The following is a 25,112-nucleotide window of genomic DNA, read 5'->3' as shown; positions in this document are numbered from 1 at the left end:
GCCTGGCGGGCCGCCTCCAGCGGCGGCAGGTCTTGCAGATCCGGAAACAGCCGGTTGAATTCGCCGCGATGGGGCGTGATCCAGGTGGGTCCGCCGCGTCCCCGCAACCATTGAATCGCCAGCGCCTCGGCCTGCCCACCGCTGGGGGCGGCGAGCCGGTTGAGACCGTCGGCATCGAGCACCAGCAGCCCCTTGAAGGCCTGCAGATGATCCCAGAACTTCTGCTCTGCTTGCCACAGCGGCGCTTCTGCGGTTGCTGCGGCCGCTCCCAGCCCCGGTCCCAGCAGCACCGCATCGAGACGCTCCAGCGCCCCGGCGTCCAGACCACCCAGCGCCAGGCCAGCTTGGGCGGTGCTGCCCAGGCTGGCCTGCAGCACGGTGTAGGGCTGCACCAGCCAGAGCTGCTCCGCCACCGCCTCGGGCAGCGCCGCCCGCAGGCTGCCGGCACCGCTGGCACTGGCGCCGCTCAGGGCCAGGATTGCGGCACCGCGGAAGCTCTGGCTGCCAGCCACCACCAGCAGGCGGCCACGGCCGTACTTGGCGGCGGTGGGATCGATCTGGGGCCAGGGGAGGGCAGCCAGATCGGCAGCAGCCCTGGCGCCACCGATGCCCAGCAGCTGGTTTGGCGGCAGGGACTCGAGCAGGGTCGGGGCCAGACCCAGGTCGATCCGCCGCAACCGCCCCACGTAGGGCAGGGCCGCATCCTGCACCAGGCCCTGCTTGCGCAGGCCGATGCAGTAGGTGGTGTGGGCAACGGCGGCCACGTCCCCCAGGCAGCGTCCGGAATCGCTGCAGAGTCCGCTGGGCACATCGATCGCCACCAACTGGCCCGGCTGTTGTTGCTGGCGATGCGCCAGCAGCAGCTCCAGGGCTGGATCCAGTCGTCGGGTCTGCCCCACCCCGAACAGCGCATCGATCCAGAGAGCCCCATCGGCCGGGTTGGGCTCGCCTTCCAGGGCGGGAATGCCCAGCCAGGCGGCGTGGCGGCGATGGGCTTCGGTGAGCGGTTTGATCCGCGGCCAGGGGCACCAGATCCGCACCGGCCAGCCGGCCAGATGCAGTTCCCGTGCCACCACCAGGCCATCACCGCCGTTGTGTCCCGGCCCCACCAGCACCAGCACACCGCTGCGGCGGGCCTGCCGGCGCCAGGCGGAACCGGTGCGCACTCGCTCAGCCACGGCCAGGGCAGCTTTCTCCATCAGGGCCTCGACCGGCAGGCCGGAGGCGAACAGTTGCTGCTCCAGCGCGGCCATCTGGGCACCGCTGACCAGTAGGTGATCCGCATCGCGCCGGGGCCAGCAGGGCGCGGGGGGGAGGGGCGACAAGGCAGGGATGGCGGCACGCTTTCATGATGGAAAGCCTGCGGCCCGCCGACAGCCGTGCACTGCCTCCAGGTCTTGACCGTCCATCCCGCTCCACTGCCTGCGCCGCTGTCTGCTGAAGGCGTGACTGCGTCAGCCGATGCCGCCCTCCGAGCCGTGGCTGCCCCGGTCACCCCCGCCGGAGCTGAAGCGCTTGAGCGCCTTCGCCGCTGGCCTGGAGAGCATCGGGTGGCCGTGGGCCTCTCCGGTGGTGTCGACAGCTCCCTCACGGCGGCCCTGCTGGTGGAGGCCGGCTGGCAGGTGGAAGGGCTCACCCTCTGGTTGATGAGCGGCAAGGGGGCCTGCTGCGCCGAGGGTCTGGTCGATGCGGCCGGCATCTGCGAGCAGCTCGGCATTCCCCACCACGTGGTGGATGCACGGGAGCGCTTCCGCGAACAGATCGTCGACGTGCTGGTGCAGGGCTATGCCTCCGGGATCACGCCGCTGCCCTGCTCGCGCTGCAACCGAGAGGTGAAATTCGGCCCGATGCTGGAGTGGGCGCTGCAGAACCGCGGCATCGAGCGCATCGCCACCGGTCATTACGCCCGCGTGCGCCACGCCGATGCCGGCGATCCCCTGCCGCTTCCCACCGGCGCCGCTGCAGAGGGCGCGACCGTGGCGGGGCGCCATCAACTGCTGCGCGGCCTGGATCGCCACAAGGATCAGAGCTATTTCCTCTACGACCTGCCCCAGGAGGTGCTGGGGCGGCTGGTGTTCCCCCTGGGGGAGCTGACCAAGCCGGACACCCGGCTGGAAGCGGGGCGCTACGGCCTGCGCACCGCCAGCAAGCCCGAAAGCCAGGACCTCTGCCTCGCCGATCACCACGGCTCGATGCGGGCGTTTCTGGACGCCTACCTGCCGCCCCGCCCCGGTGAGATCGTGCTGGCCAACGGCACCGTGGTGGGCAGCCACGACGGCATCGAGCATTTCACCATCGGCCAGCGCAAGGGTCTGGGGGTGGCCTGGAGGGAGCCGCTGCATGTGGTGCGGCTCGATGGCGCCATGAACCGGGTGGTGGTGGCCCCAAGGCGGGAGGCGGCGCGGGGTCGCTGCATCGTGGGGGCGATCAACTGGATCTCCATGGCTCCGCCGGCGGCGGCGTTGCAGGTGGACGTGCAACTGCGCTACCGCAGTGCCCCCGTGGCAGCCCGGCTCACCCCCCTGTCAGCCCAGCCAGATGACGCGGCCAACGGCCGGCCCCATCGCTGCCAGCTGGAGTTCGCCGAGGAGCAGTTCTCGATCACACCAGGCCAGGCGGCCGTGTTCTACGCCGGTGAGGTGGTGCTGGGGGGAGGCCTGATCCAGGCTCATCAGGTCTGATCCAGGAGCTCCAACCAGGAGCTCACCAATAGGGATCAGCGGCCAGGTCCACGTCCAGGTTGCCGCCGGCACTGGCCGGCACCGTGGCGATGCAGGCACGCACCACCTGGCCGTTCACCTCGATCTCGCAGGCTCCGCAACTGCCGCCGAGACAGCCGGTGGGAATCGACTGACCCGCCTCAGCGGCCGCCAACAGCCAGTCGCAGCCCACGGCCGCCTGGCTGACGCCACCATCAGGCCAGTGGATCGTGATCGTTCGTCGTGTCGCGGGCTCCGCCATCGCTGCCCTCAGGGCACCACCTCGCCATCGGGCCCGGCTACCCGCAGCCGGAAGCCGCTGGCTTCCAGCACCACCTCGGCGCAGGAGCGCAGGCTCCAGCGCTCGAGGCCAAGATCGATCGGTGGCTCACCGGGCGCTGGCGGCAAGGATCTGAGACTGATCAGCAGGCCATTCACCCCATCGCCATCGCGCAGGGGCACCACCTCGAGCCCGGCGATCACGGGAACGGGCCGCCGATCCAGGGCGGCCGCCAGCCGCAGCAACAGGGCCATCGACGCCACGGTGCGGCGCTGGTCGCGCCCCTCGATCAGCTGCCACGACTCATGCCGTTTCTTGGGCAGGCCGCGGCGGTGATAGCGGGCGATCGCCGCGACCATCAGATGCTCGGCCTGGGAATAGCCGAGCAGCTCGCCGTGGCGGATCAGATACCAGGTGTGTTTGTGGTAGGCGGCGATGTTGATGTGTTTGCCGCAGGTGTGCAGCTGCGCCGCCGCCCAGAGCAGCTGGCGGCCGTAGCCGCCGTATTCGTGGTCGTGGTGGAGCAGGCCACGGCTCTGGTCGTAGAGGCTCACGGCGAGTTCGGCCACCCGATCGGCCTGGGCCCGGTCGACGCCGTACGACTGGGCGAGATGACGGACCGTGCGTTGGCGGATCGAGCTCTGGAATGAGAACCGGTCGCCCAGCAGCCCCTGCCGCAGCATCCAGTCCACGATCAGGCCCTCCCGCAGGGCGCGGTCGCACACCACCAGGGCATCGGCCTGGAGCATCGTCATGGCGGTCTGCATGATCAGCACGCCGGGCACGATGATTTCGGCCCGCCGCTCATTGATCACCGAGAGAGTGCGCCGCTGTTCCGGCGTCATGGCGAGCAGCTTGGCCACGATCTGGTCGACCTTCTGGCGATCGAGCCGGTAGCCCTGGAACTTCAGCGGCGGTTTGGCCTCCTCGGCGGCAGCCAGGGCCGCCAGGGCCATGGCGGTGCCGCTGGTGCCCACCAGCACGGGCTTGCTGCCGGCCGGCAACGCGGCCTTCACCTGGGCCACGGCGGGTTCCAGGGACCCTTGGATATAGGCCTGCAGGAACTTCCGCCGCTCGTCCGGCAGCGGTTCCTCGCGGATGAAGTCGCGCTGCAGCCGCACGGCGCCGATGCGGGTGCTGGTCAGGGCGCGGGAATCGCGGCTGTCCGCCAGGATCAGCTCGGTGGAGCCGCCACCGATGTCGATGATCATGTGTGGCTGCTCGCCGAAGCTCATCCCCGAGAGCACGCCGAGGTAGATCAGGCGCGCTTCTTCGGGGCCGCTGACCAGATCCACCTCCAGCCCCAGCTGCTCCTGGACGGCCTGCAGAAAGTCCTTGCCGTTGGGGGCTTCGCGCACGGCACTGGTGGCTGCCGTGACGATCTGTTCGGCCCCATGGCTGGCGGCCAGATCGCGGCAGTGACGCAGGGTTCGGAAGCCCCGCTCGATCGCCGCGGCACTGAGGTCACCGGTTTCGGGATCCCGTTCCCCCAGCCGTGTGGTCGATTTCTCGGCCAGCACCACGCTGAAGCTCTGCAGCTCCGGATCCACCTCGGCGATCAGCAGGTGGATCGAGTTGGTGCCGATGTCGATCGCCGCCACCCGACGCAGGCCGGCCGAGGCGACAGGAGGGATCTGGGCCATCGGCAAGGCCGCCGGGTCAGGGGCGGCGTCACTTTGCCATCCGGCACCAGACCTAGGCTGCTGGCGAGCGCAACCGCTGCATGGCTCCAAGTCGCCTGGCTTTCCACGGCACCGCCGACCGGCTGCGGGCCTGGATCGAGCTGTTGCGGTGGCACAAGCCGAGCGGTCGGCTGATCCTGTTGATCCCCGCAGGCTGGGCCCTCTGGCTCACCCCCCAGGCGCCGCCGGAGCCCGGCTTGGTGGGATGGATCGTGTTGGGTGGTCTGGCGGTGAGCGGTGCCGGTTGCGTCGCCAACGACCTCTGGGACCGGCGTATCGATCCGCTGGTGGAACGCACCCGCCATCGGCCTCTGGCCGATGGCCGCGCCGGCGTGCCAGAAGCCGTGATCCTGCTGCTGGTCTGCCTGCTGCTGGCCCTGCTGGTGGTGCTGGCCCTGCCGCCAGGAGGCCGCGCGCTTTGCCTGCTGCTGGCGGTGGCCACCCTGCCGCCGGTGTTGCTCTACCCCTCCGCCAAGCGCTGGTTCGCCTTTCCCCAGTTGGTGCTGGCCCTGTGCTGGGGCTTCGCCACCCTGATCCCCTGGGCGGCCGCCACGGGCAGCCTGGCCGGCGGAGCGCCGCTGCTGCTGGTGTGGCTGGCTGCCGTGAGCTGGACCTTCGGCTTCGACACGGTGTATGCCATGGCCGATCGCGATGACGACGCCGTGCTGGGGGTCCGCAGCAGCGCCCTCAGCCTCGGAATCCGGGCGCCCGCGGTGGTGGCCGGTTGCTATGGGCTCACCGCCCTGACCCTGGCAATGGCGGCGGCCTTGCAGTCGATCAATCTGGTGTTCTGGCCGCTCTGGCTGGTGGCCGCCGCGGGCATGCAGCGTGAGGCCTTGGATCTGCGCAGCGCCGCCCTGCCCCGCTCTCGCTATGGCCGCCATTTTCTGAGGCAGGTGCAGCTGGGCGGCCTGCTGCTGCTGGCCCTGGTGCTGGGCCGGGGAGCGGCATGAGCCAGCTGCGCTGGCCGCAGGACTGGCCCCGTCCGCTGCGGCGGGGGGATCGGGTGCAGCTGGTGGCGGCCAGCTCGGCTCTGATCGGCCCTGACGCCGCAGACCGGCTCGCGGCCGGTGCAGCGTTGCTGCAGCAGTGGGGGCTGCAGTTGGAGCCCTCCCAGCCGGAGCGTCTGCTGGGGCGCCGCTGGGGCTACCTGGCCGGCCGCGACGCGGAGCGGGCCGCGGACCTGGACGTCGCCGCCGCCCTGTTGGCCTGCGTCAGGGGCGGCTGGGGCTCGGCCCGGCTGCTGGAGCGGCCGCTGTCCCTGCCGGATGGCTGGCTGTTGGGCTTCTCCGATGTCACATCCCTGCTGTGGGGCCAGCAGGCTCGGGGCCGCCGTGGCGGCATCCATGGACCGCTGCTCACCACCCTGGCGGCGGAACCCCGCTGGAGCCAGGAACGGTTGCGGGCCCTGCTGTTCGGCGAGCCCCTGCCGCCGCTGTGTGGCGTGGGCTGGCAAGCCGGTGTGGCCGAGGGGCCGCTGTTGGTGGCCAATCTGACCGTGGCCACCCATCTGCTCGGCACGGCCCACCTGCCGGAGCTGCGGGGGGCGATCCTGATTCTTGAGGATGTGGGCGAGGCGCCCTACCGGATCGAGCGGATGCTCACCCACTGGCGCCTTTGCGGAGCGCTGCAGAGCCTGGCCGGCATCGGCTTCGGTAGCTTCCTGGGCTGCGACGATCCCGCCGAAGAGCCACCTGGAGACGACGAGATCGAAGCCAATGGCGCGTCTCAACAGGACGGCGCGTCCGAAGACAACAGCCTGATCGAGGCCCGCGGAACCGCCGGGTGCTTCAGCCTCGAGCAGGTGCTGCGCGAACGCACGCAGGATCTGGGAATCCCCGTGGTCGCCGGCCTGCCGGTGGGCCATGCCCCCGGCAACGCCGCCCTGCCGATCGGGGCACCGGCAAGGCTGGATGGAGGGCTCGGCACCCTGGAGGTGGGCGGGATCTGAGCCGTGGCGCGGCGGTCAGTGGCGCGGCTGTCAGCGGCGCAGTGGTCAGCGGCGCAGTGGGCAGCGCTCAACCGGCCGCCCGTTGGGCCAGAACCGCCTCAGCAATCGTGAGATCAAAGGGCGTGGTGAGCTTGATGTTGGACGGCGGTGCCTCCAGCACCTGCACAGGTTTTCCGAGCTTTTCGAACAGGGCGGCGTCGTCGGTGACGCTCCAGCCCTCGGCCGCGGCGATCGCATGGGCCTGGCGCAGATCGTCCACCGGGAAGCCCTGGGGCGTCTGGGCTGCCCAGAGGTCGCTGCGATCGGGGGTGGCTTGGATCGTGCCCTCACCGTCCACCTGCTTGATCGTGTCGGTCACGGGGGTGGCGGCGATCACGGCGGCGCCGGCGGTCACGGCCTCGGCGCAGCGGCTCAGCAGCTCCGGCTCCACCAGGCAGCGGGCCCCGTCGTGGATCAGAACCCCCTCGGCCTCAGCGGGCAGGGCCGCCAGGCCGCGGCTCACCGATTCCTGCCGGGTGTCGCCGCCCACGATCCATTGCACTGGCAGCCTGGGCTCGGCTGCCGCCACAATCGCCGCCACGGCCTCCTCATCCAGGGGCTGACCCACCACCCCGATCCAGCGGATCACCGGACAGGCCAGGGCCGCATCCAGGGTCCAGGCCAGCACTGGACGACCGGCCACCACCAGCAGGAGCTTGTTGCCCTCGGCCCCCATACGGCGGCCGCTGCCGGCGGCGGCGATCAGCAGATGCACAAGCAGCTCCCGGAACGACGGGCAGATCAGGAACTGCTCCATACAATCAGGCCGCGATGCCCTGTCCAACGCCTGATGCGCGCCCTTTTTCTGATTCCAGGCGACAGCGTCAGCCAGTTGCAGGTTCTGCCGGCGGTGGCGGCAGCGGCGGATCAGCTCGGTTTCCAGGTGCAGGTGGCCTGCAGCCCTGAAGCTGGAAGCGTCTGGAGCCTGTTGCCGGCCGTGGAGAAAATCCTGCCGATCCTCTATGACAAGGCCACCCTGGCCGACTGGACCAATCTTCTGGGCCTGGTACGGGATCCAGATTTCCAGCTCTGCGTCAACCTCGTGGCCGGTGGGCCCGGCGGCCGGGCCATCGATCTGTTGCTGTCGATGAGCCACATCCCCACCCGGGTGGCGGCGGCGGGGTTCTCGGCCACCGAACGGATTGTTCCGTCCAGCCAGGGCTGGATCGATCAGCGCCTGGAGGCCTACCTGCGCCCCGTGGGGGTGCGGTTGGATGCCGCGGCCTACCGCCTGCCGATCGCCAGGGCGCATCTGGACAAGGCCAGCGCGGCCCTGCCGCCCGGTTCAGGGCCCATGTTGCTGTTGGCGCCGGCCGGCGGCGCCGGCGACTGGCCGGCTCCCCACTGGCAGGCCCTGACGCAGCGCATCCAGGTCCGCCTCAGCGATCTGCGCAGCTTCACCCTGGCGCCCATTGTGCCCAGCTTCGGCGCCCTGCGGCGGCGGGCTGCCCAGGTGGCCGCCGCCGACGTGGTGCTGGCAAGTGACCCGCTCACGATCGAGCTGGCCCTGCTCTGCGGTGTGCCGCTGGTAGCCCTGGGTCGCGATCCGGCCAGCCTGCCCCAGCGCCAGGGGGTGACGGGCCTGGGCCAGGCCGCTCAGCTGCAGGAGCTCTCCATCGACCCGGTGCTGCAGGCCCTGGGCCTGGGATGAGCCGAGATCGGATGGGACTGGCGCCATGATCCCAGTTCTGCGGCGCCGGCGCCGTCCACCCTCCACCCGGTTGCGGCGCCCCTGGCGCACACCGATGATCGCCCTGGCGACCGTGGTGAACCTCTCCGCCCTCGGCTATCGCCTGACCGAAGGCTGGGACTGGGGGGATTGCTACTGGATGGTGGCGATCACGATCAGCACCATCGGCTACGGGGAGGTGCAGCCCCTCTCCCCGGGCGGTCGTCTGGTGACGGCCCTCTCGATCATCGGGGGCCTGATCGTGGTGCAGCTCACCATTCAGGGAGTGTTGGGTCTCACAGAATCGGGTTACTTCCGGCGCATGCGCGAGCGCCGCTTCCTCCGCTGGATCGAGACGATGCAGAACCACGTGATCCTCTGTGGCTACGGGCGGATCGGTCGGGAGATCGCCGAACAGATCAGCAGTGAAGGGGTGTCGCTGTTGGTGGTCGAAATGGATGACGAGCGCAAGCGAGAGGCGGAAGAGAGGGGTTTGCCGGTGCTCAGCGCCGACGCCACCCTCGACGAGACCCTGCTGGAGGCCGGCATCCACCGCTGCCGCAGCCTCGTGGCGGCCCTGCCGAGCAACGCCGCCAACCTCTACGTGGTGCTCAGTGCCCGCGGCCTTGCCCCCGGCTGCCGCCTGATCGCCCGCTCCGACAGCGAAGAAGCCGCGCGCAAGCTGCGCCTGGCCGGGGCTGATCAGGTGGTCAGTCCGTACGTGGCGGGTGGACGCACCATGGCGGCCACAGCCCTGCGGCCCCTGGCGGTGAGCTTCATGGACCTGCTGGCCGGCTCCAATTGCGAGGTGGAGGAGTTCCAGCTCAGCAATGATCCCCTCCTGCTCGGCGATCTCAGTGGCCGCACTCTCGCTGAGCTGACCCTGCGACGGCGCACCGGCGCTCTTGTGCTGGCGATCCGCAATCCGGAACCGCCCAGTCAGCCAGTTCCCACCTACCGCGGCGTCCCCGTCCTGGCCCCTCCCTCCACCCTGATCGCCAATCCCGATGGCGATGTGCGCCTGGCCCCGGGCCAGCTGCTGGTGGCCCTGGGCAGCAAGGAACAGCTGCGCACCCTCGCTGACCTGCTCGGCCCTGCCCTGGAGGGTGTCGAGACCATGCAGGAGTGAGGGCGGCGGGGGCGGCACATACGATCGGCCCCACTTGTCCTGATTGGCGATGTCCGGCGGTTCTCCCAGCTCTTCCCTCGACGGCCAGGTTGCCTTGGTCACCGGGGCCAGCCGCGGCATCGGACGGGCCATCGCCCTGGAGCTGGCGGCCACCGGCGCCACCGTGGTGGTGAACTACGCCAGTTCGCCGGAGGCTGCAGCCGCCGTGGTGGCGGAGATTGAGGCGCAGGGCGGCCAGGCCTGGAGCCATCAGGCCAATGTGGCCGAAGAAGCGGCGGTGGAATCGATGGTGAAGGCGGTGCTCGAGCGGGAAGGTCGCCTCGACGTGCTGGTCAACAACGCCGGCATCACCCGCGATGGGCTGTTGATGCGCATGAAGACCAGCGACTGGCAGAGCGTGATCGACCTCAACCTCACCGGCGTGTTCCTCTGCACCCGCGCCGTGAGCCGCACGATGCTCAAGGCCCGGGCCGGACGGATCATCAACATCACTTCGGTGGTGGGCCTGATGGGCAACCCCGGCCAGGCGAACTACAGCGCCGCCAAGGCGGGTGTGATCGGTCTGACCCGCAGCAGTGCCGCCGAATTCGCCAGCCGTGGTGTGACCGTCAATGCGGTGGCCCCCGGTTTCATCGAGAGCGACATGACCAAGGACCTGGCCAAGGAGCCGATCCTGGCGGCGATTCCGCTGGCGCGCATGGGTCAGCCGGCCGAGGTGGCCAGCGCCGTGCGTTTCCTGGCGGCCGATCCAGCCGGCGCCTACATGACCGGCCAGGTGCTGCAGGTGGATGGCGGCATGGTGATGCGCTGACGGTTGCCGGGCTGAATGCTGCTGCACTGAAGCCCGCTGCACTGAAGACGGCTGCGCTGAACTGATCGACGCAGAACAGTGCCTTGAGCTGGGCCGATCAGTCGTTGGCGGTCGAGACCTTTGAAGGATGGAGGTCGGAGCTGCTCAGGGGGTCCGCCTGGAGTGGCTGGCCCAGGTCGTCCCGCAGCCGACGGATTCGCTGCAGCAGCTGCAGCCGGCGGCGGCGGGCTGTGATCGTGAGAAACAGCCGGATCGGCACGTAGACCAGGGCCATCAGCAGGCCCAGGGCCGCGATCAGCAGGAAGACCATGGCATCGGCCTTGGAGCTGGGAACGAGGGCGCTCTCGGCGGTGGCACTGTCCAGTGCGCTCTGCAGCAGGTCCTCCATGGCTCTCGGTGGCTCCCAGCCCTCTGCTCTTGCATGACGCTACTGGCCATGGGGCGCCTGGGACAGGGCCCCGGGCGGGCTGATTCGGCATTCACCACCACCTTGGTGCTGCGGCCGGACAGTGCGCTATGGGACGCTGAGCCATCTGTTGTTCTGCTCTCCCCGATGGCCAAGCTGATCCAGTTCGCCGATCAATCGCGCGAATCCCTGGAGCGGGGGGTGAATGCCCTGGCCGACGCCGTGCGGGTCACGATCGGTCCGAAGGGCCGCAACGTGGTGCTGGAAAAGAAGTTCGGCGCACCGGACATCGTCAATGACGGTGTCACCATTGCCCGGGAGATCGAACTCGAGGATCCCTTCGAGAACATCGGCGCCAAGCTGATTCAGCAGGTGGCCGCCAAGACCAAGGACAAGGCCGGCGACGGCACCACCACGGCCACGGTGCTGGCCCAGTCGATGGTGCGGGAGGGCATGAAGAATGTGGCCGCTGGCGCCAGCCCGGTGCAGCTGCGCCGCGGCATGGAGCAGGCCGTGGCCCTGGTGGTGAGCGGCATCGCCGCCCGTGCCCAGGCGGTGGCCGGAGACGCCATCCGCCAGGTGGCCACCGTGAGCTCCGGCAACGACGACGAAGTGGGCGGCATGATCGCCGAGGCCATGGGCACGGTGAGTGCCGACGGCGTGATCACCGTGGAAGAGTCGAAATCCCTGGCCACCGAACTGGAGATCACCGAAGGCATGGCCTTCGATCGGGGCTATAGCTCCCCCTACTTCGTGACCGATCAGGAGCGCCTGGAGTGCGTCTATGAGGGTGCCTTCCTGCTGATCACCGACCGCAAGGTGAGCAGCGTCGCCGATCTGGTGCCGGTGCTGGAGGCCGTGGCCCGCAGCGGCCGGCCCCTGGTGATCCTGGCCGAGGAGGTGGACGGCGAGGCCCTGGCCACCCTGGTGGTGAACAAGAACCGCGGCGTGCTGCTGGTGGCGGCCGTGCGGGCCCCCGGCTTCGGCGATCGCCGCAAGGCCATGCTGGAAGACATCGCCATCCTTACCGGCGCCACCGTGGTGAGCGAGGACAGGGCCATGAGCCTGGAGGCGGTGACCCTCGCGGACCTGGGAACGGCCCGCCGGATCACGATCACCAAAGACAGCACCACCCTGGTGGCGACCGATGACCATCGTCAGGCGGTGCTCGACCGGGTGGCCGCGATCAAGCGCGAACTCGACGCCACCGACTCCGAGTACGACCAAGAAAAGCTCAACGAACGGATCGCCAAACTGGCCGGCGGCGTGGCGGTGATCAAGGTGGGAGCCCCCACCGAAACCGAACTGCGCAATCGCAAGCTGCGCATCGAGGATGCCCTCAATGCCACTCGCGCTGCAGTGGAGGAGGGCATCATTCCCGGCGGCGGATTCACCCTGCTGCAGTTGGCCTCGGAGCTCGATGGCCTGCTGGCGACCAGCAGCGGCGACGTTCGCACCGGTGTGGCGATTGTGCAGCACGCCCTGGGTGAGCCGGCGCGTCAGATTGCGGTCAATGCCGGTGTCGATGGTTCGGTGGTGACCTCCGAGTGCCTGAGCCGCGGTCAGGGCTACAACGCCGCCACGGGCTGCTACGAGGATCTGCTGTCCGCTGGCATCGTCGATGCCGCCAAGGTGGTTCGCCTCGCCCTGCAGGACGCGGTGTCGATCGCAGCCCTCCTGATCACCACCGAAGCGGTGATCGCCGACAAGCCTGAGCCCGCTGCTGCCGCCCCTGGTGGTGACATGGGCGGGATGGGTGGGATGGGCGGTATGGGCATGCCCGGCATGGGCGGCATGGGGATGCCCGGCATGATGTGAGCTCCCGGGGGGGTGTGGGTCAGTCGGCCCATGCCCCTCCTGAGGCCCAGAAGTCAGCGCATCAGTTCAGAGGTCAGCCGCGCAAGCGCTGCACGTAGGCCGCCACCTGCAGATCCACCCCCGTGATGGCGGTGCCCACCACCACGGCATCGGCACCCCGGGTCAGTGCTTCAGCGGCCTGCTCGGCCGAGGCGATTCCGCCCTCGCAGATCAGGGTGACCTCCGCCGAAAGCTGCCGGCGCAGGGGCTCCAGCAGATCCCAGGCTGGAGGCCGCAGCCCGGCGGTGGCCTCCGTGTAGCCAAACAAGGTGGTTCCCACCCAGTGGCAGCCCAGGGCGGCGGCCTTCAGCCCATTGGCGACGCCATCGACATCGGCCATCAGGGGAATGCCGATCGCCCTGGCCTGCGCAACGATCTCAGCCAGGGTTTCGTGCTCCGGTCTGGGGCGATCGGTGGCATCGATGGCCACCACATCAGCTCCTGCCGCCCACACCTGCTGCAGGTCCTGCCAGCGCGGCGTGATGTACACGGCGCTGCCAGGCAGGCTGCGTTTCCACAGCCCCACGATCAGGGCCTCCGGGCAGCGGCGGCGCACGGCACCGATGTGTTCCGGACTCTCCAGCCGCACCCCGATCGCCCCCTGGGCCAGGCTGGCTTCCGCCATGGCTGCGATCACGGACGGTTCACGCATCGGTGATCCTTCCGGCGCTTGCACGGACACGATCAGCCCCCCAGCCAGAGCGGCTCTCCCGGGCAAAGAGCGGCCGGACAATGGATCGAAGGCGGCGGCGGGGGGGCTGGTCATCATTCAGGCGAGTTTGCGATCCAAAAGCGGGCGGATCAGCAGAAACAGGCCAGCCGCCAGGGCGGTGAGGATCAGCAGGCAGGTGGTGGTGGTGAGCGAACCGTAGGGAGCCTCCATCACCACCGCAGACAAACTGACCTGGCCGGCGTAGGCGGCCCGGATCGGCTCGATCGCGAAGGTGAGCGGATTGATTGAAGCCAGCCAGCGCAGCCAGGCGGGCATGAAGGCCAGCGGCGCCAGGGCGGTGCTGGCAAACAGCAGCGGCAGGTTGGCCACGAAGATCACCGCGATCAGCTCGATGTGGCCTGGCAGGGCGAAGGCGAGTCCGAGGCTGAGGGCCGTCACCGCGAACACCAGCAGCAGCAGGGTGACCAGCACCAGCAGGAGCCCTGCACCTCCCGGCCAGCCGTAGCCAAGCAGGGCTGCGGTGGCCATGATCGCCAGGCTCTGCACCAGGCTGAGGCTGGTGATGTAGAGCACCGACGCCAGCACGATCGAGCTGCGTGAGCGTAGCGGCGCCACCAGCAGACGGTTGAGGAAGCCGAACTCCCGGTCGAACATCACCGGCAGCCCGGCGTTGAGGGCAGCACTGAAGGCGGTGAACACGATCACCCCCGCCCCCAGGAAGCGGCCATAACTCTCGCCCCCCGGCAGCAGCCCCGTTGGCGCATTGGCGAACAGGGCACCGAACAGGATCAGCCAGATCAGCGGCTGCAGAACGCCGGCCACCAAGGTGGAGGGGCGGCGCTGCAACTGCAGGAAGAGGCGGCGGGTGAGCGCCAGGGTTTCCTGGCGGATTTCGGCGAAGGCGGAGGGCTCTTGCTCCGCTGGGGTGCCGGCTGAGGCGTAGGAGGGCGTGGCGCTGGTCATCGGCGGGAGCGGCGGCGGATCGGAAAGCAGGGCAGCCGGAGCAGAACGGAACCGGGTGCAGAACAGTGACGGAGGAAGGCGGAAGCGCTTCTCGGCTAGGGGTCAGCGCATCGCCTGTTTGCGTTCGGCTTTGGGATCGCGGCTACCGGCCACGGCCAGTTCGGCATCCATCAGGGTGCGGCCCGTGGCCTGCAGATAGACATCGTCGAGGCTGGGGCGGCTCTGGGCCAGGGCGAAGACGGGCAGATCGGCCTGCATCAGCTGATGGCGCAGCGTCTCAAGCACGGCGGTGTCGTCCACCACCAGATTGAGCGAGTAGCCCTGGGCACGGTTCACCACCACCTGCCTCACGCCGCCACAGGCGACCAGTAGCCCGCGCACCCGTTCGGCCTCTTCGGCGGTGCTGAATTCCCGCACCCGCAGGGTGACGCGGTCGCCACCGAGGGCGCCTTTGAGCTCGCTGGGGGTGCCTTCGGCGATCACCCGGCCGGCCTCCACGATGGCCAGGCGATCGGCCAGGGCATCCACCTCCTCGAGGTAGTGACTGCTGAGCAGCACCGTGGTGCCCTGATCGCGGAGCTGACGCAGCACCTGCCAGATGGCGGCACGGCTTTCGATGTCCAGGCCCACGGTGGGCTCGTCCAGCACCAGAACGCGGGGGCGATGCAGCAGCCCGGTGGCCAGATCCAGGCGGCGACGCATGCCGCCGGAATAGGAGCCACAGCGGCGATCGATCCACTCCTCCATGCCCAGGAGGTCGACCAGTTCAACGATGCGGCGATCCCGCTCGCTGGTCGGCAAGTGGTAGAGGTCGCCCTGTAACTGCAACAGCTCACGGCCGCTGAGGATCTTGTCGATGGCCACCTCCTGGGCGACGTAGCCGAGCAGCCGACGCACCTGGCGCGGCTGGGCCAGGGCATCGACTCCCGCCACCGAGACGCTGCCGCTTTCCGGGGACAGCAGGGTGCAGAGGATGCGCAGGCAGGTGGTCTTGCCGGCTCCATTGGGCCCCAGAAGGCCGTACAGGCAGCCTTGGGGCACATGGAGCGAGAGGCCGTCGAGGGCCTGCACGCTGCCGTAATGCTTGCTGAGGTGCTGGAGCTCGATCACCCGCTCACCACTCCTGGAAACCACGCATGGTTGGCCAATCTAAGGAGGACCGGACGGGCCATTCGACACACCACTGATCCAGACCGGAGCATCAGGACAGCCCCAGGCCCAGCAGCGGCCTGAAGGCCACCAGGCTGAAGACCTCTGCCTGAGGCGATCGGGCCATCACCAGCAACAGGCAGATGCCGAACAGATAGAGGATCGACCAGCGAAACATGTTGCGAGCCCGCTGTGGATCGTTGGGGTCACGGCTTAGGGCACCGCTGAGTTGCAGCAGGCGTGCGTTGAAGGGGATCACCAGCAGGCCATAGAGGAGGCCGCCGCTGGGCAACGCCAGCACGCCGATGCCACTGGCCAGCACCGTGGCCCAGGCATAGCGGCCGATCGCCCGGGCGGTGACGGCTTCTCCCTTGACCACGGGAAGCATGGGAATGCCGACCGAGCGGTAGTCATCCTTGAGCAGCAGGGCCAGGGCCCAGAAATGGGCGGGGGTCCAGAGCATCACCAGGCTGAATAGCCACCAGCTCGCCCAGGTGGGTAGGCCACCGGCGGCCGCAGCCCCCACCAGGGGGGGGATGGCTCCTGCAACGCCGCCAACCACGATGTTGCGGGGTGTGCGGGGCTTGAGCAGGGCCGTGTAGAGCAGCACATAGCTGCATAACCCCAGCAGCGCCAGCGCTGCCGCCAGGGGGTTGACCCCCAGAACCAGCACCGCCACCGAGGCGGAGGTGAGCAGAATGGCCAGAAGGAAGGCCTGGCGCTGGGCGAGCCGACCGGAGGGCAGAGCCCGTCGGCTGGTGCGTTGCATGCGCCCGTCGAGTTCCTGCTCCCAGAGGCAATTCAGCACACCGGCGGCGGCCGAAGCGAGGGCACCGCCCACCAGGGTGCAGGTGATGCGCAGCGGATCGAGTGGCCAGCCCACCGAGAGGGCCATGCCCGCCAGGGTGGTGGCCAGAAGCAGGGGAATCAGGCGGGGCTTGGCCACCTCCAGCCAGGCGGGCAGACGGACCGACCGCGGCACGGCAGGACGGGAAGCGGCCGCCAGAGCCTCAGGGTTGACGCTAACCATGGGCCACCTTCGCGGAAAGGGATGGGTTGGGAAGGCCGCAGGCCGCCGAGGCGTCTGCAGCGGAACTGGGCACCGCGCTGCGACCGAGGATCGCGGCGAGGACGGCCACCAGCAGGGCAGCAACGAGCTGATGGGCCACGGTGAGGCCCGGGACCTGAAGCTGTTGGCGCAAGGTGAGGATTCCAAGAACCACCTGGCTGGCCACCAGGGCCGTCGCCACCAGGGCCAGACCCTGGAGATGGCGGCAGCGTCGCGGCAGGGTCAGGCTGCCGATGGCCATGGCCAGCACCGCCCCAGCGGCCGGGTAGGCCCCGATGCGGTGGGCCAGCAGCCAGCGGCAGGAGTCGCCTGCGGAGAAACAACGATCAGCGGCCCACTGGCTGGCCATGCTCCCCCCCAGGACGCACTGGGCGAAAACGAGAACCAGCGCCAGACCGACCAGAACCCGGAACCAGATCGGTGGCGACTCAGCTGGTGCCGCCAGCCGCTGATAGCCGGCGCTGACCAGAGCCACCAGGGCGAGGGCCGTGGCGAGATGGGCCGTGACGATATCCGAGGCCAGCAACCGGGTCACGGTGAGGGCTCCCAGCCCCCCCTGAACGGCCACCATCAGCAGGGCCGCGCCACTGAACCAGGGCAGCCACGCCGGCAGAAGGCGTCTGCGCAGCAGGCTGATGGCACAGAGCACGAGCAACGCCACCCCCACCAAGAAGGCATCTAGGCGGTGAAACCACTCCAGAAACACCTGCATGTTCATCTGCTGACCAGGCAGAAACACGCCATAACAGAGCGGCCAGTCCGGACAGGCCAGTCCAGCCTCCATCACCCGCGTTGCGCCGCCGATGGCGACCAGGGCCACCAATGCCACAACAAGGTGGGAGAGCAGCAGCGCCAGGGATGTGATCAAGGAATCCCTACGGGGAGCCATAAAGTAGCCAGTTCAAAAGCGTTGCGATTCCCTCACGTCTCATCGCTTCGTTCAGGGCGTCGCCTGGCGCCCGTCTCGCCGCTCGATTCGATAGAGCAATTCCTGCCCAGGCACGCCGTCCGTCGGCTCAAGCCGTATCAAGCCGAAACCGGAGTCACTGCCAGATCCCGTGACTGGAGTCACTGATTGGCTCCAGTGACTGCATTCAGTGACTGGATCCACTGCCGCAATCGGGGCCCCATAGGCTGGTTGCTGATCTGATCTGCCCCGGTGACCATTCCCACCTCCCTGATCACGCTGGTACTGGGCATGGTGCTGGTGCTCGGTGGCCTCTGGGTGGGTCAGAACGTCAATCTGCTGCCGGTGGATGCCAGTAGCAATGCCCCCGTCTACGACGCGTTGTTTCAGGTTCTGTTCAGCATCGGCACGATCCTGTTCGTGGGGGTGACCGGCCTGCTGATCTTCAGCCTGGTGCGGTTTCGCCGCCTGCCCGGCGATCAGGGCGACGGCGTGGCGATCGAAGGCAATCTGCCCCTGGAGATCCTCTGGACCGCCATCCCTGCGGTGGTGGTCCTGTTCGTGGGCATCTACAGCTACGACATCTATGAGCGCATGGGGGGCATGACGCCCCTGAACGGTCATGAAGCCATGCACGGCGATGCCTCATCCCTGATGCTTGCTGAGCACCAGAGTCACGGCGACGCCATGGCCGCTCCAGCCCTGCTGCGCGAGGGTCCAGGCAGCAGCTCAACCCTTCTTGCCGATGACCCGGGCGAGGCCCAACCGGAACGCGTCTGGGGTGGCATCAGCAGTGCAGCGGGCGATGCCTTGCCCGTGGAGCTGACCGCCATGCAGTTCGCCTTCATTTTCCATTACCCGGACAGCTCCATCACCAGCGGTGAGCTGCATGTGCCAGTGGGCCGTCCGGTGCAGCTGCGCATGGAGGCCCGTGATGTGATTCATGCCTTCTGGGTGCCCCAGTTCCGTCTGAAGCAGGACGTGATCCCCGGCCAGCCCACGGTGATGTCGTTCACCCCCACCCGCCCTGGCACCTACCCGATCGTCTGCGCTGAGCTTTGCGGCCCTTACCACGGCGGCATGCGCACCAACGTGGTGGTCCATGAACAGGAGGCCTTTGAGGCCTGGATCCGCCAGAACGCCCCGGCGGCGCCCAGCACGGTGGCCTTGGCGGCTGCCCCGCCCACTGGCTGAGTTCCAGGCCTGCCACCCCGTCTGAATCCAGCCAACGTTTTCGCCTCCGCCACCCCTGTTCCATGACCGTCGCCAGCCCCGAGAGCTTCCAGGGCAGCCTGCAACCCCAAGGGTGGCTGCGCTATTTCAGCTTCAGTCTGGATCACAAGGTGATCGGCCTGCAGTACCTGGTCACCGGTTTCATCTTCTATTTGATTGGAGGTGCTCTGGCTGGTGTGATCCGCACCGAGCTGGCCAGCCCGATCTCAGATTTCATCAGCCGGGAAACCTATAACGAGGTGCTGACCCTGCATGGCACGGTGATGATCTTTCTCTGGATTGTGCCGGTCGTAAATGGCGGCTTCGGTAATTACCTGATTCCCTTCTATGTGGGTGCCAGGGATATGGCCTTCCCCCGGCTCAACGCCGTCGCCTTCTGGATGATCCCGCCTGCTGGAATCCTGCTGATCAGCAGCTATTTCATCTCGGGGGCAGCCCAGTCGGGCTGGACAGCCTATCCGCCGTTGAGCATCACCACCCCTGCGGCCGGGCAGGTGGTCTGGATTCTGAGTGTGCTGCTGCTTGGGGGCAGTTCGATCTTCGGGGCGATCAACTTCATCGCCACTGTGCTGAAGCTGCGCCAGCCTGGCCTGAAGCTCATGCAGCTGCCGATGTACTGCTGGGCCATGCTGGGCACCAGCATTCTGGTGGTGCTCTCAACACCAGTGCTGGCAGGCACTTTGATCCTGCTCAGCTTCGATATCGTCGCCCACACTGGCTTCTTCAACCCTGCCCTGGGCGGCAATGTGGTGGTGTACCAGCATCTGTTCTGGTTCTATTCCCACCCGGCCGTTTACATCATGGTCCTGCCGGCCTTCGGCCTGGTGAGTGAGATCCTGCCGATCCATGCCCGTAAGCCGCTGTTCGGTTACACCACCATGGTGTATTCGATCCTGGGGATTGTCTTTCTCGGCCTGATCGTTTGGGCTCACCACATGTTCACCAGCGGCACACCCCCCTGGATGCGCCTGTTCTTCACGATCGCCACCTCCTTCATCGCCGTGCCGACCGGCATCAAATTCTTCAACTGGCTGGCAACGCTGTGGGGTGGAAAGATCGCACTCAACAGCGCCATGCTGTTCTCCTGCGCCTTCATCTTCCATTTCGTCTTCGGCGGTATCACGGGAGTGGCGCTGGCCCAGGTTCCGTTTGATATTCACGTGCACGACACTTATTTCGTAGTCGGACACTTTCATTACATTGTCTATGGTGGCACCGTTTTCGTGATCTTTGCGGCGATTTACCACTGGTATCCCAAATTCACCGGCCGGATGCTGAACGAAGACCTGGGCCGGCTTCATTTCCTGCTCACGTTCGTTGGTTTCAATCTCTGCTTCCTTCCCCAGCACTGGCTTGGCCTCAATGGCATGCCCCGTCGTGTCGCGGAGTACGACCCAGCCTTCACCACGCTCAATCAGGCCAGCAGCATTGGAGCCCTGCTGATGGCGATCAGCACCCTGCCCCTGCTCTACAACGTGATCTGGAGTGCCTTCCGCGGCCAAGTGGCAGGCGACAACCCTTGGCGCGCTCTCACTCCTGAATGGCTCACCTCCTCCCCTCCGCCGGTGGAGAACTGGGTGGGTGCGGCGCCACTGGTGCATGAGCCCTATGCCTATGGGGTTCCTGCCGACCAGATCGATCTGAACGCCACCAGCGGCCGGGATCTCTGGAGTGATGGCAGAAGCTGAGAGGTCCAGGCATCCGCTTCTTTTGAACAGCGACCTCTCCTGAACTGGCCCATGATGCTGATCTCCTGATCCACCACCGCTCCCATCCCGTACCCCCTGCACCGATGACCAGCCTCGCCCCCTCCTCCACCGTCGTCACTACCACGAGCCTGGCTCAGCCTGTTGAGGCGGTGGAGCATGGCCATGGGGATTTCCGCATGTTCGGCCTGCTGCTGTTCCTGGTGGCGGACGGCATGACCTTTGCGGGATTTTTTGCCGCGTACCTCACCTTCCGTGCGGTGAATCCGCTCCCGCCGGGATCGAATTACGAACTGGAACTGCTGCTGCCCAGCCTCAACACGGTTCTGCTGGTGGTGAGCAGTTTCACGTTCCATCGCGGTGGCAAGCAGCTGCTGGCCGGAAACCGCAGCGGTTGCCGTCCCTGGCTGCTGCTCACAGCAGCCCTCGGCAGTGCCTTCCTCGCCGGACAGATGGTGGAGTACTTCTCCCTGCCCTTCGGCCTTACCGAAAACCTGTTCGCCAGCACCTTCTACGCCCTCACAGGCTTTCATGGCCTGCACGTGACCCTGGGAGTGATCTGCATCCTGGTGGTCTGGTTCCAGACCCGCGACCAGGGTCGGGTCACCGCCAGCGAGCCCTTCGGGCTGGAAGCTGCTGAGCTGTACTGGCACTTCGTCGACGTGATCTGGCTGGTGCTGTTCGGTCTGCTCTACGTGCTCTGAGCCTCACCTGCGCTTGCTGGTCGGTCACTGATCTGGGCACAATCGCCTCAGGCCGAAGCCCCCTAGTCCGTACCACGCCCGCCCCGATGTCCTACAGGAACGGAACCCCCTCGGCCCGCGCGACGGACGCACGACCAGCCCAGAGCTCGGACATGCTCAAGGGAAAGGAACTGCTTGAGAAAGCTCGCTCGCTGAGCAACCGTCCGGAGGAGCAGATCGCTCGGGCCTGCGGCTACGTGGGGCCCAGTGGTCGGGTGCTGAAGAAGAGTTTTTACCGCGCCCTGGTGGAAGCCAAGGGCTATCGCCTGCCGGAAACCCCAGGTGGCGGTGGTGGAGGTACCAAAGGACGCCAGGCCGAATTCCGCACCCGGGTGCATGGCAACGGAAATCTTCTGATCGGCCAGGCCTACACCCGGCGCCTGGGCCTTGTGCCCGGTCAGGAGTTCCGCATCCAGCTCCATGCTGAAACCGGATCGATCTGGCTCGTCGCCCTTGATGGCAGTGAGGAACAGGCCGATCAGTCCCAGGAATCCGATCAGGCCGATGACCTTGATCAGGCCCAGGACGAGGGCTGAACCCGGCTTCAGCTGCCGGCTTCAGAGCCCCCTTCGCCGTCGTGGAAGCTGGCGCTGAAGGTGATCAGATCGAGGCCGCTGAACAGGAAACTGATGCCCACGAGCACGCCGAGCACCCAGCTGAGGTTCCAGAACTTCATCGTGAGGATCAGCAGCCCCAGTACCAGGGTCACCACGCCGTTCACCAGCCCCCAGCCCCAGCCCACCAGGCGCTGATGGGCCAGGGAGGCCACGATGCCCACGGCTCCCTCCACCAGGAACATCAGACCCACCGCCAGGGCCAGGGACGCCACAGGGGCAGCTGCACGCTCGGGGCCAGACCCCATCTGATGGAGCATCCAGAAGCCGGTCAACACGAACAGGGTGGAGACCAGCAGCCGGGAGAAGGTAAGCCAGCGGCGCAGTTGACGGGCCCGCAGCAGGTTGGTGATCCAGCCCACCAGCCCACCCACCAGGAAGGCCACCGCCACCATGGCGGTCACCCAGATCGAGGCCACCACTGGAAAGAACAGAGCCAGCAGCCCCAGCACCAGCATCAGGATGCCTTCGGCCAGTGCAAAGCTGCGCAGGCCGCGGTCGACGGAGAGCAGGGGGTCGACGACCGCCATGGGCGAAGAGACAGGAGAGCTTCCCGGACCCTAGGCAGGGGTTCCGGCATCGTCTCTTGGCCCCGGCTTCTAGCCCCAGCCATGCTCCGCCAGCCAGGCGGCGCTGAGATTCAGTGAAGGAGCTGCAGCGGCTGGGCTGGCCCCCGCCTGCAGCAACCGCTCGGTGTACTTGGCCAGCAGATCCGCCTCCAGGTTGACCCGATCGCCGAGCCGCCGCTCCGCCAGGGTGGTGGAGGTCCAGGTGTGGGGGATCACGGCGATCCAGAAGCGGTCGCCGCCGGGATCACAGCCCGCCACGGTGAGGCTGATGCCATCAACAGCCACGCTGGCCTTCTCGCAGATGTAGCGGCCGTAGGCCGGGTCGTCCCAGGCCAGGTCCAGGCGCCAGGAGCCTGGTTCGCGGCTGATGCCCCGCACCAGGCCGCCACCATCGACATGACCGCTGACCAGATGGCCGCCGAGGCGATCGGCCAGGCGCAGGGCCGGTTCGAGATTGACGTGGGCCTGTTGGTCGGCCTTGGCGGCCAGGCCGCTTCTTGCCAGGGTCTCCGCACTGACATCGGCGCGGAAACCATCGGGAAACAGTTCGGCCGCGGTCAGGCACACCCCATCCACAGCGATGCTGTCGCCAAGGGCCACCGACCCCAGCGGCGCGCCGGCCTGCATCAACCAGCTCACCCGCACCCCCTGGGGGCAGCGCTGCAGCCGACCCACGGCCTGGACCAGTCCGGTGAACATCGCCGCTCCGGTTCTGCTGGCCATAATCACCCAGGCAGAGGATCCTCCCAGGAGAAGCATCCGCATGGTGGAGATGCGCATCGCCGGGATCGCCCTGGATGCGGCCAGTCGGAGCCCGATCGTGCTGTTGCGCGATCCCTCCGGCCGCCGCCAGGTGCCGATCTGGATCGATCAGGCCCAGGCCCAGAACATCATGGCGGGCCTCAACCAGCAGCGTCCCCCCCGTCCGCTCAGCCACGACCTGATGGCCAACCTGATGGCGGTGGCCGGCCTCAGCCTGGAGCGGGTGATCATCCACACCATCGAAGACAACACCTTTCGGGCCGTGCTCAAGCTGCAGGACGGCGAGGGCGAGGCCAGCGAGCTCGATGCCCGTCCCAGCGACGCCATCGCCCTGGCCCTGCGCACCGGCAGCGGCATCTGGATGCTGGAGGAAGTGGTGGCCGACGCCTCGATTCCTGTCGATGCCGAAGCCGACGCCGAAGACCAGGAGGACTTCCGCCGCTTCCTCGATTCCACGAGCCCGGCCGAACTGGTGCGGCAGCGGCGCCGCGCCCAGCCCGACCTCCCCAACGGCCAACCTGAGGGGGAACAGACCGATGAAGACGCAGCTGATTCCGGGGGATCCGGTGCTCCCTCTGCCGGTTGATCCCGCTGGCCGGGCCCTGGAGCCCGCTGGCAGCAGCCTGCGGCCCTTCGGGCGGGGGCGGCCGGTGTCGCCCTTCACCCTGGGCACGATGCGGGCCCTGGACAGCCCCGCCCAGATGGAGGCAGTGCTGCTGGCGGCCGTGGCGGCCGGCATCAATCACATCGAAACCGCCCCGGCCTACGGGCCGGCGGAAACCTTCCTGGGCCAGGCCCTGGCGGCCCTGGAGCGGCGTGATCGCCAGGCGCGTGCCCAATTAGTGCTCACCAGCAAGCTGCTGCCAGGCCCCGACCTGTCGACGGCCCAGGACCAGCTGAACGCCTGCCTGAAGCGGCTCGGGGTCGCTCGGCTCGACAACCTGGCGGTGCATGGCCTCAACACCGCCGACCACATGGACTGGGCCTTACGAGGGCCTGGGGCCGAGCTGCTCGCCTGGGCCGAGGGGGAAGGCCTGGCGGTCCAGGTGGGCTTCTCCAGCCACGGCAGCAACGATCTGATCGCCGCGGCCCTGGACGCAGGCCGTTTCGGCTTCTGCTGCCTGCATCTGCACCTGTTCGATCCACAGCGGTTGCCGCTGGCCCGCGCCGCCCTGGAGGCTGGGCTGGGTGTGCTGGCGATCTCCCCCGCCGACAAGGGCGGCCGCCTCTACGACCCGCCGCCCGAACTGCTGGCCGATTGCGCGCCGTTCCAGCCGCTCGAACTGGCCTATCGCGTCCTGCTTGAGCAGGGGATCTCCACCCTGAGCCTGGGGGCTTCCCAGCCCGGGGATCTGGTCTGGGCCCGCCGCCTGACGGCCGCCGCAGGCCACCCAGGCCAGCTCAGCCCAGACGAGGCCGAGCCAGGGCCTGAGCCAGCTCTAGCTCCAGGTCTAGGCCCAGGTTCAGGGCCCACTGCGGTGGATCTGGCTGTTGAGCGGCTGCGTGCCTCGGCCGCCCAACGGCTGGGTGAGGAGCGTTGCGGCCAGTGCCGGGCTTGTCTGCCCTGCCCCAGCGCCGTGCCGATCCCGGAACTGCTGCGGCTGCGCAACCTGGCGGTGGGGCACGGCATGGTCGCCCATGCCAGCGAGCGCTACAACCTGATCGGCCGGGCCGGCCACTGGTGGGAGAGCCTCAACGCCGAAGCCTGCCGCCAGTGCGGCGCCTGCCTGCCGCGCTGCCCCCACGGCCTGCCGATTCCCGATCTGCTGGCGGATACCCATCGCCACCTGGCCGCGGCACCGCGGCGGCGCCTCTGGGGCTGAGCAGCCCCTGCGCCTCGGCGCAGCTGTATGGGGCCACCACGCAGGGATTGAGGGGAGCTCCTCTGTCAGGGGGCTGCCGCGTCCCAGAGGTTCTGAAGGATCAGCCTCTGGCGCACATCCAGGGGCGGTAAGGACCAGCAGCGGCGCAGCAGCTCCGGCGGCGGCAGCAGCAGCTCAGCGGTCGGGCGCGGCAGCTTGGCCAGCAGGGGCTCCAGGGCCGCTCGTTGCAGCGGAGGCACCCAGCCGGCGGTGAGCAGGCTCTGCAGCAGCGGCGGCTCGAGAATCGCCCCCAGCCATTCCAGTGGCGGTGCCACCGGATGGCCGGCGGGGCGCAGCAGCAGGTTCCAGGCCAGCGGCGCGCCGCTGGCCTGGAACCTG

Annotated in this window: 25 protein-coding genes and 1 pseudogene; 13 read left to right on the top strand and 13 right to left on the bottom strand. The window is 68.1% G+C overall.

The genetic code is table 11. The features are described from left to right. Positions 1–1,325, bottom strand: a 1,325-nt coding sequence (locus tag KQ310_RS02840; RefSeq protein ID WP_259720265.1) for an NAD(P)H-hydrate epimerase, incomplete at its 3' end; no start/stop codon positions are given. Between the two features lie 153 nt (positions 1,326–1,478). Between KQ310_RS02840 and mnmA the strand changes: the two genes are divergently transcribed. Further along, positions 1,479–2,681, top strand: coding sequence for a tRNA 2-thiouridine(34) synthase MnmA (gene mnmA, locus KQ310_RS02835; protein ID WP_259720273.1), 1,203 nt, complete (start codon positions 1,479–1,481; stop codon positions 2,679–2,681). A gap of 22 nt (positions 2,682–2,703) precedes the next feature. Here mnmA and KQ310_RS02830 read toward each other — a convergent pair whose 3' ends face one another. Together KQ310_RS02830 and KQ310_RS02825 are read right to left on the bottom strand one after the other, a co-directional pair. After that, on the bottom strand, positions 2,704–2,961 hold the full coding sequence (locus tag KQ310_RS02830; protein ID WP_259720264.1) for a 2Fe-2S iron-sulfur cluster binding domain-containing protein: 258 nt from the start codon (positions 2,959–2,961) through the stop codon (positions 2,704–2,706). 8 nt (positions 2,962–2,969) lie between these two features. Beyond that, entirely contained in the window at positions 2,970–4,622 is a 1,653-nt protein-coding gene (locus tag KQ310_RS02825; RefSeq protein WP_259720263.1) for a Ppx/GppA phosphatase family protein, read from the bottom strand. 80 nt (positions 4,623–4,702) lie between these two features. Between KQ310_RS02825 and KQ310_RS02820 the strand changes: the two genes are divergently transcribed. Continuing rightward, a complete protein-coding gene (locus tag KQ310_RS02820) occupies positions 4,703–5,614 on the top strand; it encodes a 4-hydroxybenzoate polyprenyltransferase (RefSeq protein ID WP_259720262.1) in 912 nt (303 codons plus the stop codon). Further along, positions 5,611–6,612 (top strand): LD-carboxypeptidase, encoded by a 1,002-nt coding sequence (locus KQ310_RS02815; protein ID WP_259720261.1) that lies wholly within the window; start codon positions 5,611–5,613, stop codon positions 6,610–6,612. The genes KQ310_RS02820 and KQ310_RS02815 overlap by 4 nt, the downstream gene beginning before the upstream one ends. 67 nt (positions 6,613–6,679) lie before the next feature. Here the strand turns inward: KQ310_RS02815 and ispD are convergent, their stop codons facing one another. Beyond that, complete coding sequence (gene ispD / locus KQ310_RS02810; protein WP_259720260.1) at positions 6,680–7,408, bottom strand: 2-C-methyl-D-erythritol 4-phosphate cytidylyltransferase; 729 nt, start codon at positions 7,406–7,408, stop codon at positions 6,680–6,682. Positions 7,409–7,441: 33 nt separating this feature from the next. On the opposite strand from ispD, the gene KQ310_RS02805 reads away from it, so the two are divergent. From KQ310_RS02805 to fabG, 3 genes are read left to right on the top strand one after another with little or no spacing between them, the layout of a single operon-like run. Then, positions 7,442–8,302 (top strand): glycosyltransferase family 9 protein, encoded by an 861-nt coding sequence (locus KQ310_RS02805; RefSeq protein WP_259720259.1) that lies wholly within the window; start codon positions 7,442–7,444, stop codon positions 8,300–8,302. Positions 8,303–8,327: 25 nt separating this feature from the next. After that, positions 8,328–9,449: a TrkA family potassium uptake protein gene (locus tag KQ310_RS02800; RefSeq protein ID WP_259720258.1), complete on the top strand. Its 1,122-nt coding sequence runs from the start codon at positions 8,328–8,330 to the stop codon at positions 9,447–9,449. 49 nt (positions 9,450–9,498) lie between these two features. Further along, positions 9,499–10,260, top strand: coding sequence for a 3-oxoacyl-[acyl-carrier-protein] reductase (gene fabG, locus KQ310_RS02795; protein WP_259720257.1), 762 nt, complete (start codon positions 9,499–9,501; stop codon positions 10,258–10,260). 97 nt (positions 10,261–10,357) lie between these two features. Here the strand turns inward: fabG and KQ310_RS02790 are convergent, their stop codons facing one another. Further along, positions 10,358–10,648, bottom strand: a complete 291-nt coding sequence (locus KQ310_RS02790) for a hypothetical protein (RefSeq protein ID WP_311134689.1) — start codon at positions 10,646–10,648, stop codon at positions 10,358–10,360. Positions 10,649–10,813: 165 nt separating this feature from the next. Between KQ310_RS02790 and groL the strand changes: the two genes are divergently transcribed. Beyond that, complete coding sequence (groL, locus tag KQ310_RS02785; protein ID WP_259720271.1) at positions 10,814–12,484, top strand: chaperonin GroEL; 1,671 nt, start codon at positions 10,814–10,816, stop codon at positions 12,482–12,484. A 73-nt stretch (positions 12,485–12,557) separates the two neighbouring features. On the opposite strand, the gene KQ310_RS02780 is transcribed toward groL, so the two are convergent. The 5 genes from KQ310_RS02780 to KQ310_RS02760 form a co-directional block, all read right to left on the bottom strand. Continuing rightward, positions 12,558–13,289, bottom strand: coding sequence for an N-acetylmannosamine-6-phosphate 2-epimerase (locus tag KQ310_RS02780; protein ID WP_259720270.1), 732 nt, complete (start codon positions 13,287–13,289; stop codon positions 12,558–12,560). 3 nt (positions 13,290–13,292) lie between these two features. Continuing rightward, positions 13,293–14,159: an ABC transporter permease gene (locus tag KQ310_RS02775; RefSeq protein WP_259720256.1), complete on the bottom strand. Its 867-nt coding sequence runs from the start codon at positions 14,157–14,159 to the stop codon at positions 13,293–13,295. Positions 14,160–14,261: 102 nt separating this feature from the next. Next, positions 14,262–15,293 (bottom strand): ATP-binding cassette domain-containing protein, encoded by a 1,032-nt coding sequence (locus KQ310_RS02770; RefSeq protein ID WP_399237480.1) that lies wholly within the window; start codon positions 15,291–15,293, stop codon positions 14,262–14,264. A 67-nt stretch (positions 15,294–15,360) separates the two neighbouring features. Beyond that, complete coding sequence (locus KQ310_RS02765) at positions 15,361–16,338, bottom strand: heme o synthase (protein WP_259720255.1); 978 nt, start codon at positions 16,336–16,338, stop codon at positions 15,361–15,363. Then, a complete protein-coding gene (locus tag KQ310_RS02760) occupies positions 16,331–17,245 on the bottom strand; it encodes a COX15/CtaA family protein (RefSeq protein ID WP_311134688.1) in 915 nt (304 codons plus the stop codon). The genes KQ310_RS02765 and KQ310_RS02760 overlap by 8 nt, the downstream gene beginning before the upstream one ends. A gap of 291 nt (positions 17,246–17,536) precedes the next feature. Between KQ310_RS02760 and KQ310_RS02755 the strand changes: the two genes are divergently transcribed. The 4 genes from KQ310_RS02755 (at position 17,537) to KQ310_RS02740 (ending at position 21,502) form a co-directional block, all read left to right on the top strand. Continuing rightward, positions 17,537–18,478 carry a cytochrome c oxidase subunit II gene (locus KQ310_RS02755; protein ID WP_259720253.1) on the top strand — a complete coding sequence of 314 codons (942 nt, stop codon included), beginning with the start codon at positions 17,537–17,539 and terminating at the stop codon, positions 18,476–18,478. 62 nt (positions 18,479–18,540) lie between these two features. After that, complete coding sequence (gene ctaD / locus KQ310_RS02750; RefSeq protein WP_259720252.1) at positions 18,541–20,205, top strand: cytochrome c oxidase subunit I; 1,665 nt, start codon at positions 18,541–18,543, stop codon at positions 20,203–20,205. Between the two features lie 104 nt (positions 20,206–20,309). After that, on the top strand, positions 20,310–20,927 hold the full coding sequence (locus KQ310_RS02745; RefSeq protein WP_399237476.1) for a heme-copper oxidase subunit III: 618 nt from the start codon (positions 20,310–20,312) through the stop codon (positions 20,925–20,927). A 152-nt stretch (positions 20,928–21,079) separates the two neighbouring features. Further along, positions 21,080–21,502, top strand: coding sequence for an AbrB family transcriptional regulator (locus KQ310_RS02740; protein WP_259720251.1), 423 nt, complete (start codon positions 21,080–21,082; stop codon positions 21,500–21,502). A gap of 8 nt (positions 21,503–21,510) precedes the next feature. Here the strand turns inward: KQ310_RS02740 and KQ310_RS02735 are convergent, their stop codons facing one another. Both KQ310_RS02735 and KQ310_RS02730 read right to left on the bottom strand, forming a co-directional pair. Further along, a complete protein-coding gene (locus KQ310_RS02735; RefSeq protein ID WP_259720250.1) occupies positions 21,511–22,110 on the bottom strand; it encodes an HdeD family acid-resistance protein in 600 nt (199 codons plus the stop codon). 69 nt (positions 22,111–22,179) lie between these two features. Continuing rightward, positions 22,180–22,848 carry a riboflavin synthase gene (locus KQ310_RS02730; protein WP_259720267.1) on the bottom strand — a complete coding sequence of 223 codons (669 nt, stop codon included), beginning with the start codon at positions 22,846–22,848 and terminating at the stop codon, positions 22,180–22,182. 64 nt (positions 22,849–22,912) lie between these two features. Here KQ310_RS02730 and KQ310_RS02725 point away from each other — a divergent pair, with 64 nt between their 5' ends. Together KQ310_RS02725 and KQ310_RS02720 are read left to right on the top strand one after the other, a co-directional pair. Then, on the top strand, positions 22,913–23,497 hold the full coding sequence (locus KQ310_RS02725; protein ID WP_259720249.1) for a bifunctional nuclease family protein: 585 nt from the start codon (positions 22,913–22,915) through the stop codon (positions 23,495–23,497). Between the two features lie 88 nt (positions 23,498–23,585). Next, complete coding sequence (locus tag KQ310_RS02720; protein WP_259720266.1) at positions 23,586–24,734, top strand: aldo/keto reductase; 1,149 nt, start codon at positions 23,586–23,588, stop codon at positions 24,732–24,734. A gap of 65 nt (positions 24,735–24,799) precedes the next feature. Here the strand turns inward: KQ310_RS02720 and KQ310_RS02715 are convergent. Next, positions 24,800–25,112, bottom strand: a pseudogene (locus KQ310_RS02715) (twin-arginine translocation pathway signal); the annotation flags it as partial.

The organism is Synechococcus sp. CS-1328 (genome assembly GCF_025128095.1).
Taxonomy (GTDB): domain Bacteria; phylum Cyanobacteriota; class Cyanobacteriia; order PCC-6307; family Cyanobiaceae; genus CBW1002.
This window is presented reverse-complemented; position numbering and strand designations above follow the sequence as displayed.